The sequence below is a fragment of the Parafrankia colletiae genome (genome assembly GCF_001854655.1).
Lineage (GTDB): Bacteria > Actinomycetota > Actinomycetes > Frankiales > Frankiaceae > Parafrankia > Parafrankia colletiae.
This window is the reverse complement of the sequence record NZ_MBLM01000135.1, coordinates 74,309-88,661: the sequence shown is the minus strand read 5'-3', so window position 1 is coordinate 88,661 and position 14,353 is coordinate 74,309. Positions and strand designations below refer to the sequence as shown.

Here is a 14,353-nt window from a genome sequence, read left to right as displayed (position 1 = left end):
CGCCTGCACACCCCGCGCCCGCGCCGCCTCCAAAATCTTGAACAGCACGTAGTGGAACGGATCCCCCGGATAGTCCGGGCTCAACGCACCCACCACCAGCGACGGCATGTTCATCGACGCCATGAAATCCGCCGGACCAAAGATGATCGTCTCGATCCGCGGACTCGCGAACGCGATCTCCTTCACGTTCGACAACCCCAACGCGTTCTCGATCTGAGCCTCGATACCGATCCGCCCCACCTCGAGACCCATCACCTCCTCGATCTGCGTCAACAACAGATCCAGCCACTGCACCTGCGCCGCCGTCTGCACCTTCGGCAACATCACACAGTCCAGGTTCGCCCCCGCACCCTCCACCACCGTCACGACATCCCGATACGTCCACTTCGTCGTCAGGTCATTGACCCGCACCACCCGCGTCTTACCCGCCCAGTCACCCTCGTTCAACACCGACACCACGTTCCCACGCGCCGACTCCTTCGCCCCCGGCGCCACCGAGTCCTCAAGATCACAGAAGATCTGGTCAGCGGGAAGGCCCTGCGCCTTACCCAGCATCTTCGGATTGGAAGCCGGAACCGCCAGACACGACCGGCGAGCACGCAGAGGCATTCTTCTCGAAAACTCCTTCATCGAGCCGGCCGCCGGGGCGCCGACGGGGCCGACGGGGCCGACGGGCGCCCCGGCGGCCGGCGAGGCCGGCAGTCACTGCTGGTCAGAGGTGCTGGTCATGTCAGTGTTGCTGGTCGGGTCATCGCGCGGCGGTGACGGCCGGGGAGCCGTCACGCCAGTCGCACGCTCCACACGAAATCAGGACGTTCCCGCGGCGTCCTGCCGGTGTGCCTGTCGTCACACTGGCACCCGTCACACTGGCACACCTGAGCGCTCCCGACGACCCGACGACCACGGGACCGGAGCCGGGAAAGAGCCCGGCCGTGTTGCGCCACCGTTCCGGACAATGCATTCCCGGCTGTCCGGGAGGCGTGATTCCAGGTCGGCGGGCATACCGGCCCCGAATCTCCCGCCCGGGTCACCACCAACCGGACCGGCGGTCCGCAAAGGAAACCGGCGCCGTTTGTCGACAAACGGCGCCGGTCCCTCGAAGCGGGTGAGCGGATGAACGGGCGAGCGGCTGACCGGTTCGGGCCGGGGTCAGCCGCCGCGGGTCGCGACGAGTGCCCCCCGGTTCACCTTTGTGGCCTCACTGCGCGGGATGGCGTCCACGATCTCCACCGTCTTCGGCACCTTGTACGGGGCGAGCCGGCTCTTGGCGTAGGCGATGACCTCGCCGGCTGTCGGCGGGCGGGACGGGTCCGCGGGCTGTATGACGGCGTGCACCCGCCGGCCCCACTCGGGGTCGCGCAGGCCGATGACGACGACGTCGGAGATCTCCGGGTGGTCGATGAGGGCGATCTCGACCTCGGCCGGGAACACGTTCGCCCCGCCGGTGACGATCAGGTCCACGCGGCGGTCGACGAGGAACAGGTAGCCGTCCGCGTCGAGGTAGCCGAGGTCGCCCACGGTCTCGTAACCGTCGCCGGTCCGGCGCAGCTGCGGCGCCTGGCCCAGGTAGGTGTAACCGCCGTAGCCGGCGCCGGGGGTGCGCAGGAAGATCTCGCCGATCTCGCCGGGCGGCAGTGGCTGGCCGTCGTCGTCCAGGATCAGGACCTCGGTGCCGCGCATGCCGCGCCCGACGCTGCCCTGGTGGCGCATCCACTCGTCCCCGCGCAGCGCGGTGATGCCGATCGCCTCGGTCATGCCGTAGGCCATCAGGATGCGCTCCGGGCCGATCAGCTTCGCCCAGCGGTGGACCAGCGACGGCGGCATCGGCGCGGCGCCCTGCAGGATCCACACGAGGCTCGACAGGTCACGGCCCTCGATGTCGGGCAGGTCGGCGATGCGCCTGAGCATGGTCGGTGTCGCCGTGAAGGTGCTCACCCGGTGCCGCTCGACCACGTCGACGACCCGGGCGGCGTCGAACTTCTCCATCACCACCAGCTGGTCCCCGCCGAGCAGGCTGTAGAGGGTGGAGAACCCGTTCGCGTGGTACATCGGCGCGAGCACCAGGATGACCTGCGGCCGCGGCACCGGTTCGGTGCCCCACAGGTCGATGAACGGCGTGGTGAACCGCGGGTCGAACACGGCCGGGCGGGTGTTGAGAATGACCTTGGGCGTGCCGGTCGAGCCGCTGCTGCAGATCCCGTTCATCTGCGGGGACGTCGCGTCGGGGAGCTCCGGGACGGCGAGCTCGGCGGTCGCGTCGATCCAGCCGAGGTCCGCGGCCCCCAGGTGGACGGGCGCGCCGACCGTCTCGCGTAGCCGGGAGAGCTCCCAGTCCGGCAGGTCCCAGCGCACCGGGACGGGGACGGCCCCGAGCTTCCAGGCGGCGAGCACGCTGAGGACGAACTGCGGCGAGTTGCGCAGGCCGAGGCCGAGCAGGTCCCCGGCACCCAGCCCGCGGGCGGCGAGTGCCCCGGCGAGCTGCCCGGAGCGGCGGTCCAGCTCCGCGCGGGTCAGGACGGCGGTGGAGCCATCCAGGGCGATATGACGTAAAGCAGGTTCATCCGGACGTTCGGTGGCGAGCTGATGAATGCGGCGTGCGTAGCTGACCTGGTCGTCCACGGCGCGTCCCTCCGTCAGTCCCGCCGACCCCCGCGGAGGGACGAATCGAAACCAGCGTAAAAATTAGCCGTTTTCGTTGTTCGGAGGAAGTGTCCGGATCCGTCGCAGGCCGAAGCGGACGGTACGCGCCAGCACCGCCGGCGCCAGCAGCGTGGACGACGGCTCGACCAGGTTCACCACCCGCAGCAGCGCCCGGGCCAGCACCGGGTCGGCCCGCGTCGCCGCCTGCACACGCGGGACGTACGCGTTGATCACCCGGGTACGCAGGCCACGCCGCCCGGGGATCTCCCGGTAGCGCAGGTCGGAGTCGGTGGCGATCGACCACGCTCGGGATGTCGGCCCCGCCGCCGCGGCGAAGTACCGGCGCGCCAGCCCGTCCAGCCTCGCCGCCCCGGCCAGCCCAGCCGCCCCGGACACCCCGGTCGCGGCTGACTGCAGGCAGTCGCGCAGCGCGAGCGCCTGCTGGGCCGCCACCGTCATCCCCTGGGCGTAGAGCGGGTTGAACGCGCAGAGGGCGTCGCCGATCGCGAGGAAGCCGTCCGCGCCCGGGCGCAGCCGGTCGTACCGCAGCCAGCGCGACGTCCGGAACCGGTAGCGCACCGGGTCGTCGAGCGGCTGCGCGCCCTGGATGAGTCGGTGGATGTCCCCGGCGGGCAGGGAGGCCGCGAACCGGTCGTAGCCGTCCGGGTCGACCGGCGGGTGATCGCCCAGCATGCCGGCCAGCGTGACGATCCAGCGGTCGCCCTCCTGCGCCACCGCACCGCCGCCGCGCCGCCCCGGCAGGGTCGAGATGATGACGCCGAAGTCCCCGCCCAGCTCCCCGGGCCGGCGCCGGTAGGTGCGGGACGCGTACGCGAGGTCCACGTCGACGCTGTCCGCGCGCGGCCGGGCGAGGCCCAGCTCCTCGAGCCACTCGGGCCCGCGGGTGCCCCGCCCGGTCGCGTCGACCACGAGGTCCGCGGCGAGGACACGGGCCGGTGCGTCCCCCGCGAGCGGCCGGATCCGCACTCCGGCGACCCGGGTGGTCCCGGCCGGGGCGAGGCCGACAGCCCGCACACCGGGCAGCAGGCGCGCCCCGGGCCGGGCCAGGGTGCGGGCCCGCAGCGCCGCCTCGAGCACCGGGCGGCTGGCCAGCACCGAGGTCAGCCCGGTCGACGCCGGGGCGACCCGGGCGCCGTCGAAGTACCAGCGGGTGCCGACCAGGGTCTCGGCCGCCGGGACCCCGCCGGCGGCGAGCTCGGCGGTCAGGCCGGGGAACAGCTCCTCCAGGATCTGCCGGCCCCGTTCCATCAGGGCGTGCAGGTGCCGGCCCTGTGCCGCCCCGCCGCGGTGCCGGCCGTGGGCCGAACCGGTGACGTCGTCACCCTCGACGATGATCACCTCGTCGACGTGGTCGGCCAGCACGCGGGCGGCGAGCAGGCCCGCGACGCTGGCCCCGAGCACCACCGCACGCGTTCCGGCCGGGCCGCCGTTCACCGCGTGCCCCGGGCCGCTGTTCACCGGGCCGCCGCCGTTCACGTCCGGCTGCGTCACGCCGGTGCCGCGGCACCGGAGCGGCACTCGGCGATGAAGCGGGTGAGCTCCTCGACCCGGTCCGTCCGGGCGTCCACCGCGCGGTTGACGATGCGGATCAGGTGGTCGTAGGCATCGGTGTGGTCGTAGCGGGCCGTGTCCGCGATGCGCAGCGCCCAGCGCCAGTAGCCGCGCATCGTGTCCGCGAGCGGCATCCGGAACCGGGCGATCACGTCGCGGATCGGCTCCACCACCGCGTCGCCGTGGGTCCGCAGGTAGCGCTCGACGACGTCGGCCATGAAGGTGAAGTGGCGCGCCTCGTCCCGGCTGAGCCGGCCGAGCAGCTCGGCCAGCACCGGGTCGCCGACGACGGCGCGCAGCTGCTGGTAGTAGATCTGCGTCGCCTTCTCCTGCACGAGCGCGTAGGCGAACAGCGCCACCGCGTCGTCGTGCGGGAGCTCGAAGGGCTTGCGGCCCTCCACCGCCAGCTCCCGGCGCAGGGTGTCGGCGTCGACGATGCCGGACTCGGTCTGGTAGCGGAACAGCGCCCGGGCGTGGCTGTCCTCCTCCACCGCCCAGCGGACGGTGAAGTGGTACAGCTCCCGGTGGTGGGCGAAGTCGGCCAGGTCGACGTCCGCCGTCAGGGGGAAGCGGCGGGTGTAGACGGCGAAGTAGCCCGGCAGGTGATCCTCGATCAGGGTCACGAACCGCACGGCGGAGCGCTGCCCGTCGGTGAGCCGGTCGGCGTCCGCGGCGGACCAGTTGACGGCGGACTCGACGTCCCAGCGCCGTGCGGGAGAGGTCGCCAGGTGGTAGGCGGTGACGGCCTGTTCCATGTCCCCGGGGGGCAGGAACGGCCCCCGCACCGGGCCGCGCAGCACCGGGTCCGACGTGCGGGACGGGGCCTGGGACGGCGCGGGCGGCGCGGGCGGCGGGGGCGGGGCACTCGTGTTCGTCATGGCGTCCGTCTCTCCGGCTCGTCAGCGCGACTTCTGGCAGACCAGCGCGTAGTGCTTGGTGGTGAAGCCCCAGCCGGCGTTGGCGACCTGCAGGTAGCGGCTCAGGGTCTGCGCCGTGCCGGGCCGGATCGCGTCGATCTGGTCCGCGTGCGCCGCGACGTTGTCCAGCCAGTGCTCGATGGTGTGGCGGTAGTCCTCGGTCAGGTCGTCGACGGAACGGACCGAGAAACCGGCGTCCTCGGCCGCCCGGATGAGCTCCGACAGCGGGCGCATGTCACCCCAGCCGAAGATCGAGTTCCGGACGAACTCGGTGCCGCCGCGGCGGTCGAACTCGGCGTGCGCGGCCGCGTTGCGGAAGCAGGACTCGGACACGTACAGCCGCCCGCCACGACGCAGGAGCGCCCGGGCCCGGCGGAACACCAGGTCCAGATCGGGCATGTGGACGATCGAGCCGAGCAGTGACACCGCGTCGAAGGACGCCGGCGGCAGGTCGAGGGTCTCGAAGTGGCCCTGGTGGGTCCGGACCAGCTCGGCGACGCCCAGCTCGGCGGCGCGGGCGGCGATGTACGCGTGCTGCCGCCCGGCCGGGCTGACCCCGACCGCGTGGCAGCCCAGCTCCGCGGCCAGGAACAGGACGACCGACCCCCAGCCGCAGCCGACGTCGAGCGTCCGCTCGCCGCCGCGCAGCCCGAGCCGCTCGGCGACGAAGCGCAGCTTGGCGAGCTGCGCGGACTCCAGGGTCGTGCCGTCCGTCCGGTACAGACCGCTGGAGTACTTGCGGCGCGAGTCCAGGAACAGGCCGAAGATCTCCGGGTCGAGGTCGTAGTGCTGGTTGGTGTCCGCGACGCCGGCACTGGTGCTGGCACCGGCACCGGCACCGGCACCGGCACCGGCACCGGCACCGCTGAGCGTCCGGGCCGTGGCGAGGGTGGCCGGTGCGGCCGGGAGGGCGGCGGTCATGCCGCCGTGCCGCCGGAGAGGGCGCGCTCGACGACCGCGGTCACCTCGCGGACGGTCGTCACGGTGAAGACGTCCTCGTCGTCGAGCTCGATGTCGTAGGCGCGCTCGATGCGCGCGATCATGCGCAGCACCTTCACCGAGTCGGCGCCGGCGACGGTGCGCAGGTCGAGATCGGGGTCGACGGTGTCCGGGCTGGTCGCCAGCTCGGTGGCGACGATGCCGGTGACGGTCGCGAGAACCGGCTCCGCGGTGGTGGGCATCAGGACTCCTCGGCTGCGGGAACGGCGGCGGGTACGGGTGTCGTGACAGGGGCGGCAGGGGCCGTGAGGGCATCTGCCAGGCGGCCGGCGGCGCGGTCGCTGAGCTGGATGCGGTCGCGGGCCGCGTCCAGGTCCACCGGCCGGTAGGTCGCACGCGCCGTGGCGACGAGGTCGCCGGCGGCGTTCAGGATGTCCGCCTCGGCGCTGATCAGCCCGTTGGCGGGCAGACCGCTGCCGGGCGGGTCGGCCGCGGGCAGCTCGGTGGTGATCCGGGCCCGGCACTCGTGCGCGACGTCCACCGGCATCGGCGCCAGGTAGCGCACCCGCATCGCCGTGGTGAAGGCCGGCCGGCCGGTCCGCAGGACGAGGAGGTTGCCCATCGTCTCGTCGCAGATCACGCCGACGAGCCCACCGTGGACCACGCCGGGATACGACTCGTGGGCGCGGCCGAGCCGGAAGGAGGCGGCGAGACCGTCGGGCCGCTCCCGGAAGCGCAGCTGCAGGCCGTGCGGGTTGTGGGGCGAGCAGCCGAAGCACTGGTAGTCGTCCAGGACGGCCCAGGGGGTCAGCAGCTCGTCGGAGTCGGGGGACGTGTTCTCGCCGGCCGGCGCGGTCACGCGACGACCTCGATGACCTCGGCGAGACTGCGGCGCACCCGGGCGTTGGTGGTCAGGTCGAGGCCGGTCATCCCGCCGAAGGCCCGGCGGATCTTGTCCTGCAGGTGGGCGAGCTCCCCCTCGGTCGCGACCTGGGCGAGGAAGAAGTCGAAGCCGGTGTCGATGGTGTCGTGGTCGCGCAGCGCGTCCAGCTCGCCCTTGAAGACGCCCACCGGGTGCTTGATGCGCTGCTCGGAGGTGTAGAAGAACAACGTCTCCAGCACGGAGGCCAGCTCGTCGGGATGCGCGGCGAGACGGCGGCGGGTGTAGTGGATGAACTCGCGGGYGTGCGCGGCCTCGTCCAGGCTCGCGTTGGTCATGATCCGGCGCAGCACCGGCTCCTGCACCCAGGCGGCGACCRCACGGTAGACGTGGTTCACCGTCAGCTCGGAGATGATGTTCGTGGCGAGGGTCGCTGCGGGCGTGGTGCCCGGCGCGTAGGGCTCCCGCATCGCCTCGACCGGGCCGGCCTCGACCGGCTCGCCGATCGCCTCCAGCCAGGCGCGGAAGGCGAAGTGGTGCTGCAGCTCCTGGTAGCCCCACAGGGCGACGAACGCGGAGAAGTCGTAGTCGAGGACGAACTCGTCGAAGAACCCGTGCTGGGCGGCGATCGAGTTCGCCTCGCCCATCACCGCGCCGCGCGCGATCCGGATGTACTCGGGGCGGACGGCCTCCGGCCGCACCTCGTCGAACGGGATGTCGGCGAGCCGCCACACCTGGCGCTCGTAGTGACGGAACACGTCATAGCTGTGCATCTGCCAGCACCTGCCTGATCAGACCGCAGGAGCACGGTCGGTGGACGAGGTCGGGACGGGCGGTCGGGACGGTCGGGCGAGCCAGTCGGGCGAGACGGTCGGGCGGCAGGTCCTCCGCGCCGCCGGGGCTCAGCCCGCCGGGGTGGTGTCGCGGGCGGCGAGGCGCCGGAACTTCCCGCTGGACGTCCGCGGCAGCGCGTCGGGGCCGACGAGGTGCACGGCCACCTCGCTCAGGCCGAGCGTGGCGCCGACCGCGGACCGGATCCGGACGACCAGCGCCGCCCGCTCGCCCTCGTCCTCGTCGGCCAGGGCCGTCTCGGCGATCACTGCCATGGTCTCCGTCCCGTCGGGTGCGACGTCGGCGCAGGCGACGCACCGCCGGCGATGGATGCCGGGCACCTCGCGGACGGCGTCCTCGGCGTCGTGCGGGTAGTAGTTCACCCCGCGGACGATCACCATCTCCTTGACCCGGCCGGTGACGTAGAGCTCGCCGTCGTGCAGGAAGCCGAGGTCGCCGGTGCGCAGCCAGCCGTCGGCGGTGAACGCCCCGGCCGGTGCGGCACCGGACTCGGTCAGATATCCACGGGTGACGGAGTCGCCGCGGATCTGGATCTCCCCGACCATGTCGTCGGGCAGCACCTCGACCCGCGGGTCGGCGCCGGCATCCGCCCCCGGTCCGGGGTCGCCGGCAGGGGTCGTGATGCGGACGCTCATCGCGCGCACCGGCCGGCCCACGCCGACCAGCCCGCGCGCACTCGGCGCATCCGACGGGACGTCCCGGACGACACCGGCGCGGGCGAGCAGGTCACGGTCCACCCAGCGGAACACCGGCCGCGCCCGGCCGGGCGGCGGGAAGGTGACCGCCAGCGTCGCCTCGGCCATGCCGTAGACGGGCAGCATCGCCGCCGGGGAGAACCCGGCCGGGACGAACGTCGTGAGGAAGCGCTCCAGGGAGACCGGCGACACCGGTTCCGCGCCGTTGAAGGCGACCCGCCAGCCGCTCAGGTCCAGACCGGCCGCCAGCGGGTCGGGCACGGCGTCCACCAGGTAGTCGTAGGCGAAGTTCGGCATCGGTGCGATGCTGGCGCCGCGGCGCAGGAAGTCCGCCAGCCAGCCGGCCGGGTCCTTCACGAAGCCGGCCGGTGACCACACCGTCATCGGCATCCCGGCGAGAATGCCGGCGAGCGTGCCGAACAGCCCCATGTCGTGGAACAGCGGCAGCCAGATGCCACCGCCGCCGTCGTTCTCGGTGAGCCCGGCACCGCCGATGATCGCGGCCAGCCCGGCCAGGATGTTGCGGTGGGTCAGGACGACGCCCTTCGGCGCGGCGGTGCTGCCGGAGGTGAACTGGACCAGCGCCTCGTCGTCCGGCGACACCTCGTCCGGCGGGATGATCGCCGGCCCCGTCCGGGCCGCCACGGCGCCGCCGGCGAGGAACTCGGCCACCGGCGCGATCCGCACGCCCCCGCCCACGTCGAACGCCCCGGCGAAGCGGCTCGCCAGCCGGGCCGTGCGCCCGCCCACCAGGACGAGGCTGATGTCGGCGACGGCCGCCGCGCGGGACAGCCGCGCCGAGTAGCCGGCGAGGTCCCGGGTGGAGGCGGGCAGCGGCAGCGGGCACGCGGCGCCGCCTGCCCGGTTCACACCGGCCAGCGCCACCAGGAAGTCGGGCCCGTTGTCGCTGAGCACACCGACCCGGGCGCCGGGCCGGACCCCGCCCGCGGCGAGGGCGGCGGCCAGTGCCTCCACCCGGTCGGTGAGCTCGCGCATCGTCAGCGTCTCACCGGATGACGGGAAGGCGATGCTGACATCGGGTCGTCGCGCCGCGACGACCGCGAGCGCGGCGTGCACACTACCGGCGGCCAGCGCCGCAGCGGCCGTCGCTCCCGCTACCGCCACCGCTCCCACGGCCGTCGAGTCGGATACCGCACCGCCCGTTCCTCCCATTGCCACCGGTGTCCTTTCCTCGCAACAGCCGGAACGCGTTGTGATGCCATCCCCGGGGAGAAATGTTTACGTACCGCGCGGTGCGCGTCAAACATTCGACTGCTCCGACTATGGGCCCATAAGGGTCTCTAATCGGCCTGTGCGGGGCCACGCGAAGAACGGACGATACGGCCGGCGTAATCGCGGGGCCGGCCGCGCACCGCGGCGACGGGAGACGTTAAGAATTCGACAGGACGGATATCACCTGATGTTCACCACGGAGAACCCGACCTCCCTGCTCGCCGAGCTCTTCGACCCCGCGACCAGGCCTGATCCCTATCCCGTCTACCGGCGGCTACGCGAGGCGGGAGCGCTGCACGCGACGCCGTTCGGGCTGCCGGTCGCGACCCGGCACGCCGACTGCGTGGCCATCCTCGCGAACCAGGACTGGGGGCACGACCTCGAAGCCCACCAGATGCACCCGACCCTGCCGGCGGAAAGCTTCCCGACCACGTTCCTGTGGATGGAGCCGCCGGACCACACCAGGCTGCGCGGCCTGGTCAGCAGGGGTTTCACCCCGCGCAGCGTCCAGCTGCTGCGGCCCCGTATCGAGGCGCTCGTCGACGAGCTGATCGACAACGCGCTCGCCGCGGGTGAGTTCGATCTCATCGAGATGCTCGCCTACCCACTGCCGCTCACCGTCATCTGCGAGATCCTGGGAGTGCCGGCGGCCGACCATCCGGCGGTGCAGGTCTGGTCGCAGGCACTGGCGCGGGCCTTCGACCCCGACGCCCTGATGAGCCCGCAGGCGCTGGCCGAGCGCAACCGGGCGATCCCGGAGTTCCTCGGGTACTTCAGCGAGCTGGTGGAGCACCACCGCAACGAGCCCGGCGACAACCTGATCTCCGTTCTCGCCCAGGTCGAGGACGGCGGCGACCGGTTGACCGCCGACGAGCTTCTCGGCACCTGCGTGACGCTGATCATCGCCGGCCACGAGACCACGGTGAACCTGGTCGGCAACGGCATGCTCGCGCTGCTGCGCAATCCGGACCAGCTCGCGCTGCTGCGCGCCGAGCCCGATCTGATCGGCCCGGCCGTGGAGGAGCTGCTCCGCTACGACTCGCCGATCCACCTCAACACCCGCGCCGCGAAGCGTGAGCTGACCGTCGGCGGGCAGGTGTTCGCGCCCGGCGAGGGTGTCGTCGCTCTGATCGCCTGCGCCAACCGGGACCCGGCGGCCTACCCCGACCCGGAACGGCTCGACCTGCGTCGGTTCGCCGGCGGGCCGGGCAGCTCGGGCGGACCCGTCGGCGGTGCCGGGGCACCCCGGCACCTGTCGTTCAGCCTCGGGCATCACTACTGCCTCGGCGCACCGCTGGCGCTGCTCGAGATGGAGCTGCTGCTGGCCGGGTTCACCCGGCGGGTGGCATCCGCGGAACTGCTCGACGACGCACCCGCGTACAAGCCGAACCTGCTCATCCGGGGCCTGGCCGAACTTCCCGTCCGGTTCCGCGCCTGACCCGCCTCGTCGGCGCCGGCCGATGTGGCGACCGGTCGACCTGACAACGCGCCGACTACCCGCCATCTTCCGGTTCCCCCGCCCACACATGCGCGTCACCGGCGGTTAGCGCCCGCCGGTAGCGTGGTGGCCGCCAAGTGGGAGGATGGCCATGGAACTGCGATATCTCACGTCATTCCTGGCCATCGCGGAGGAGCTTCACTTCGGCCGGGCGGCGGCCCGGCTTCACCTGGCCCAGCCGTCACTGAGCCAGCAGCTGCAGCGGCTGGAGCGCGACATCGGCGTCGAGCTGGTCGCCCGCACCTCCCACGAGGTGCGTCTCACCGCCGCCGGCCGCGCCTTCGAGGTGGAGGCCCGCCGGCTGCTGGACGCGACACAGCGGGCCGTCACGGTTGCCCGCGAGGCGGCGTCCGGGCGTACCGGCATGATCAGTATCGGGTTCAACTACCCGGCCGGGCAGCGGGTGCTGCAGCCGACGCTGCTGCGGCTGGCCGCCGACTACCCCGGGGTGTCGACCACGCTGTGGGAGGCGCGCAGCGGCCCGCAGCTGTCCGCCCTCACCGAGGGCCGCCTCGACGTCGCGCTGGTCTTCGCCGGCCCGCCCTCCGCGCAGCTGCGCTCGCAGCGGGTGGCGACCATCCCGCTGGTCGCGGTGGTCAGCCGCCGCCATCCCTGGTCGGCGCGGGCCGAGGTCCCGTTCCGGGAGCTCGCCGACCAGCCGTGTGTGCTGTTCCGCCGGGAGCAGAGCCCCGCGATGCATGATGCGATCCTCGCGGCGGCCGACCGCTGCGGCATCGCCCTGACGGTCTCCGACGAGGTGGACGACTCCGGGGCGACCGGCATCGTCGTCACCACCAAGCCGGTGGTCGGGTTCGCCTCGGCCGCCCGCGGCGCGCATCCCCCGGGGCACGGGCTGTCCGCCGTGCGCCTGGTCGACCCGGTCCCGACGGTGGGGATGTACGCCGTCTGGCGGCCGGATCCGCAGCCGGTGGTGAGCGCCTTCCTCGACTGCCTGGAGGCCGCCGGCCCCTTCGTCGACCGGCCCCCGGCCGCCGCCGCGACCCGCCCCGATCCGGCCGGCGCCTGACCCCCTTGCGGGTGACAACCCCCGGCACCTGACCATGCCCTGGCCCGGCTCCGCTGTGACCCCCGGCTCCGCTGTGGCCTGAACGTCCGCAGGACGACCCCGGAAGCCGGGGCGCGCACCCTGCCCACGGCGGACGATTGACATCCTGAATTGTCYGTTCGGGATTCATGCGTTGCCGAGGAACTGCGTGGCGCAGAACATCGCTCAAACGGGCGGTACCGGCTGGTCGCCGTACCGAGCCCTGCTGTTGTCCCAGGTCCGCGGCATGTATGACGGCGGCACCCGGGTCGCGGCGTTCACGACAGCGTCGCCGGAGTCCCGACGCTGCCCGACAGAATGGACACGGACATGCAGTTGACGGTCCTCGGATGCCGGTCGGGGATGCCCGGTGCCGGCCAGTGCAGCTCCAGCTACCTGGTGGAGACCGGTGCGGCCCGCCTGCTGCTGGACTGTGGCCCCGGGGCCGCCACCGCGCTCAGCACGATCATGCACCCGGACCGGCTCGACGCGGTCGTCATCAGCCACCTGCACCTGGACCACTGCTACGACCTGCTTCCCGTCGGGAAGACGCTGCTGGCCGGCCACGGCCGGTTCGCGAACCTCTTCCCGTCCCTGCCGGAGCTGGCCGCCCGGGTCCAGCGGGCCCCGGTGCCGCTGTACGTGCCGGAGGGGGGCCGGGAGCGGCTGCGGGCGCTGGCCGCGCTGTTCCCGGTCGCCACGATCCCGCTGCTGGACCGGGCCTTCGAGGTGGCGTTCGACGTCCGCGAGTACACGCCGGGTGACACCTTCGACGTCGGCGACGCCACCGTCAGCCTGCACGAGCTGCGGCACGCCGTCCCCAACTGCGGCACCCGGATCGACGGCGCGTCGGGCAGCCTCGCCTACACCGGCGACACCGGGGTGACCGCCGATCTGGTGCCGTTCGCGCAGGACGTCGACCTGCTGCTCGCCGAGTCGACCCTGGAGCTGACCGACACCACGGACCACGGCCACCTCAGCGCCACCGACGCCGGGACCGTCGCCTCGGCCGCCGGGGTGGGGCAGCTCGTCCTCACCCACTTCGTGACCGCCGAGCCTGCGTGGCTGCAGGCGCGCAAGGCCGACGCGGAGCGCGCGTTCGACGGGCCGGTGCACCTGGCCACTCCCGCCGGCCGCTTCGCCGCCCGCGACACCGGGCCGCTGCCCCGAGTCGCCCCCGAGCTGACCCCACGTGCCTGACAATTCGCCCATGACCGATCCGACCGTGGCAGCGAACGTGGCAGCGAACGAGGCACCCCCTGAGGCAGCCGACGAGGCCTCCGGGGGGCCGGTGGTACAGGCGGTGCAGGCGGTCTGGTGTGACTACGGCGGGGTTCTCACCTCCCCGTTGCACGGCCTGTTCGGCCAGGTCGCGGCAGCCGCGGGGGTCCCCGCGGACGAGCTCCTCGCCGCGATCCGGCGGGTCGCCGCCCCGTACGGGGGCACCCTCATCGAGCCGCTCGAACTGGGTCTGCTCACCCAGCGGGAGTGGGGCCTGCGGGTCACCGCGGAGCTGGCGCCCGCCTGGACGCCGCAGCTCGACCTGACCCGTTTCGGTGACCACTGGTACGCCGGACGGACCGCCAACACGGCGCTGTTCGAGCTGCTCGCCCAGGTGCGCGCCCGGGGCCTGCGGGTGGGGATGCTGACGAACAGCATCCGCGAGTGGGAGCCGCACCGCCGGGCGCTGGCGCCGGACGTGCGCCCGTGGCCGTTCGAGGTGACGATCAACTCCTTCGAGGTGGCGCTGCGCAAGCCCGACCCGGCGATCTTCGCGCTGGCCGAGTCGACCTTCGGGGTCCCGCCCGCGGCGTGCCTGCTGATCGACGACGTGGCGGCGAACTGCGCCGCGGCCCGGGCCCGAGGCTGGCAGGTCATCGAGCACGCGGACCCGCCCCGCACCCTGCGGCTCGTCGAGCACTGGACCGCCGCCGGCACGGGCCCGACATTCCCGCTGAAGAATAAATAGTTTCCATCGATCCATCGAAACGGCCAGCGGCAACGATTGACACCGTTTACGGATCGTTTGCGACAAAGGCATTGCCAACCACACCGTGCCGCACGGAGACTTGATTCGGAAAT

Annotated in this window: 13 protein-coding genes; 4 read left to right on the top strand and 9 right to left on the bottom strand. The window is 72.8% G+C overall.

Going from position 1 to position 14,353, the window contains the following annotated elements; genetic code table 11:
- The 9 genes from CC117_RS22965 to CC117_RS22925 form a co-directional block, all read right to left on the bottom strand.
- Positions 1–609, bottom strand: a 609-nt coding sequence (locus CC117_RS22965) for an HpcH/HpaI aldolase/citrate lyase family protein (RefSeq protein ID WP_131803121.1), incomplete at its 3' end; no start/stop codon positions are given.
- Between the two features lie 540 nt (positions 610–1,149).
- Complete coding sequence (locus tag CC117_RS22960) at positions 1,150–2,619, bottom strand: class I adenylate-forming enzyme family protein (protein ID WP_071087483.1); 1,470 nt, start codon at positions 2,617–2,619, stop codon at positions 1,150–1,152.
- Positions 2,620–2,682: 63 nt separating this feature from the next.
- Positions 2,683–4,152, bottom strand: coding sequence for an NAD(P)/FAD-dependent oxidoreductase (locus CC117_RS22955; RefSeq protein ID WP_241830336.1), 1,470 nt, complete (start codon positions 4,150–4,152; stop codon positions 2,683–2,685).
- Positions 4,149–5,090 carry an acyl-ACP desaturase gene (locus tag CC117_RS22950; protein WP_071087480.1) on the bottom strand — a complete coding sequence of 314 codons (942 nt, stop codon included), beginning with the start codon at positions 5,088–5,090 and terminating at the stop codon, positions 4,149–4,151. The genes CC117_RS22955 and CC117_RS22950 overlap by 4 nt, the downstream gene beginning before the upstream one ends.
- Positions 5,091–5,111: 21 nt before the next feature.
- The gene (locus tag CC117_RS22945; RefSeq protein ID WP_071087478.1) at positions 5,112–6,050 is read right to left on the bottom strand and encodes an SAM-dependent methyltransferase; all 939 of its coding nucleotides are present in this window, start codon (positions 6,048–6,050) and stop codon (positions 5,112–5,114) included.
- Entirely contained in the window at positions 6,047–6,310 is a 264-nt protein-coding gene (locus CC117_RS22940; RefSeq protein WP_071087477.1) for an acyl carrier protein, read from the bottom strand. The genes CC117_RS22945 and CC117_RS22940 overlap by 4 nt, the downstream gene beginning before the upstream one ends.
- The gene (locus CC117_RS22935) at positions 6,310–6,927 is read right to left on the bottom strand and encodes a hotdog domain-containing protein (RefSeq protein WP_071087475.1); all 618 of its coding nucleotides are present in this window, start codon (positions 6,925–6,927) and stop codon (positions 6,310–6,312) included. The genes CC117_RS22940 and CC117_RS22935 overlap by 1 nt, the downstream gene beginning before the upstream one ends.
- A complete protein-coding gene (locus CC117_RS22930; protein WP_071087473.1) occupies positions 6,924–7,721 on the bottom strand; it encodes a ferritin-like domain-containing protein in 798 nt (265 codons plus the stop codon). The genes CC117_RS22935 and CC117_RS22930 overlap by 4 nt, the downstream gene beginning before the upstream one ends.
- Before the next feature lie 129 nt (positions 7,722–7,850).
- Positions 7,851–9,668, bottom strand: coding sequence for an AMP-binding protein (locus tag CC117_RS22925; RefSeq protein WP_084132612.1), 1,818 nt, complete (start codon positions 9,666–9,668; stop codon positions 7,851–7,853).
- A 247-nt stretch (positions 9,669–9,915) separates the two neighbouring features.
- Between CC117_RS22925 and CC117_RS22920 the strand changes: the two genes are divergently transcribed.
- The 4 genes from CC117_RS22920 (at position 9,916) to CC117_RS22905 (ending at position 14,240) form a co-directional block, all read left to right on the top strand.
- On the top strand, positions 9,916–11,166 hold the full coding sequence (locus CC117_RS22920; protein WP_071087471.1) for a cytochrome P450: 1,251 nt from the start codon (positions 9,916–9,918) through the stop codon (positions 11,164–11,166).
- Positions 11,167–11,317: 151 nt separating this feature from the next.
- Positions 11,318–12,253 (top strand): LysR family transcriptional regulator, encoded by a 936-nt coding sequence (locus CC117_RS22915; RefSeq protein WP_071087469.1) that lies wholly within the window; start codon positions 11,318–11,320, stop codon positions 12,251–12,253.
- 348 nt (positions 12,254–12,601) lie between these two features.
- Positions 12,602–13,471, top strand: a complete 870-nt coding sequence (locus CC117_RS22910) for an MBL fold metallo-hydrolase (protein ID WP_071087505.1) — start codon at positions 12,602–12,604, stop codon at positions 13,469–13,471.
- 10 nt (positions 13,472–13,481) lie between these two features.
- On the top strand, positions 13,482–14,240 hold the full coding sequence (locus tag CC117_RS22905; RefSeq protein ID WP_084132609.1) for an HAD family hydrolase: 759 nt from the start codon (positions 13,482–13,484) through the stop codon (positions 14,238–14,240).
- Positions 14,241–14,353: the final 113 nt, after the last annotated feature.